This window comes from Streptomyces sp. NPDC050147, assembly GCF_040660195.1.
GTDB lineage: Bacteria > Actinomycetota > Actinomycetes > Streptomycetales > Streptomycetaceae > Streptomyces.
Genome location: NZ_JBFALJ010000065.1, coordinates 1 through 1,150, shown reverse-complemented (window position 1 = coordinate 1,150; position 1,150 = coordinate 1). Strand labels below are relative to the sequence as shown.

Annotated in this window: 2 protein-coding genes; both read right to left on the bottom strand. The window is 65.6% G+C overall.

The window, feature by feature from the left end; translation table 11 throughout:
* Positions 1-548: transposase (locus tag AB0I94_RS41930; RefSeq protein ID WP_363315084.1), on the bottom strand; the 548-nt coding region annotated here is incomplete at its 3' end.
* Positions 545-1,084: a winged helix-turn-helix domain-containing protein gene (locus AB0I94_RS41925; protein WP_363315083.1), complete on the bottom strand. Its 540-nt coding sequence runs from the start codon at positions 1,082-1,084 to the stop codon at positions 545-547. The genes AB0I94_RS41925 and AB0I94_RS41930, both read right to left, overlap by 4 nt.
* Positions 1,085-1,150: the final 66 nt, after the last annotated feature.

Sequence of the window (1,150 nt, the reverse complement as noted above, 5' to 3'; positions counted from 1 at the left end):
TACTGACCTTGTTGGCGTGATGTCGTCAAGATGAGGCCGGTTTCGGCGAGGCATCCGTCGATGAGGTTGCTGCGGTACTGGATCTGGCGGAGACCGTGTCGAAGCGTGCTCATGAGGTGGTCGGGGTCGGTGAACGCGGTGTTGGCCTGGCTGCTGCGTCGAAGTAGTGACCAGATGCCCTCGACGGGGTTGAGGTCGGGTGCGTAGGCCGGCAGGAAGTAGCAGGTGATCCAGTCTTGGGTGTCGATGAACTCCCGCAGCCGACGGTCTTTGTGCACGTTCAAGTTGTCCCAGATGAGCACAATCGGTCTGCCGAGCTGCTGGTGGGCGGCGGTCAGTAGGTCGCGATAGTCGGTCCAGGTGAAGCTGCGTCTGCCGCCCCGTTTGTGGTCGCCGTGCCGCTTGGGCCGGTAGATCAGGCGTGAGCGTTCGCCCTGCTTGTAGCAGGCCAGAGCGGCAATGGAGATGCGGCGCTGGGAGCGTCCCCGCACCCGAAGGGTGGGTGTGTGGCCACGTCTGGCCCAGGTGCGGGCGGTGGGCGGCGTCATCGAGAAGCCTGCTTCGTCCTCGAAGCAGAGCCAGGCCCCGAGCGCCGCCACGGCGTTCCCACCTGGGGCCAGGTCTCCTTCACCCAGCCGGTGACGGCTTGTTCATCGCGCTCGGTCGCGCGGCGGGCCGGGACCTGGTGGCTGAAGCCGTGCCGGTGCAGCATCTGCGCGATGGCCGACAGCGTCATGCTCTTGTGGAACCGGCGCCCGATCAGCGTCTTGATCCGCGCCAGCGTCCAGGTCTGATCCGGCCAGCCGTGCGCGACCGGCCCCTTGGCCAGCTCCTGGTCAAGCACCTCGAACAGTGCCTCACTCAGCCTGGGCCTGGACGCCGGCCCCTTCGACTCCAGAGCCGGTGTTCCGCCGTGCTCCCATGCCTGATGCCACCGCTGTACCGATCGCACGCTGACACGTAACTGCCCAGCAACGGCGGCATTGTCGTGTCCGAGCACGAATAACTCGGCCGCCTGCATCCGGATGTGCTCGCGAAACACCCGTCGCTCCGCGGTCAGCCCACCCCCTTGCGGATACCTCATATGACCGGCCTACTGCGAAAACCAAGACTTGTCAGCCCTCGCGACATCACGCCAACAAGGTCAGTA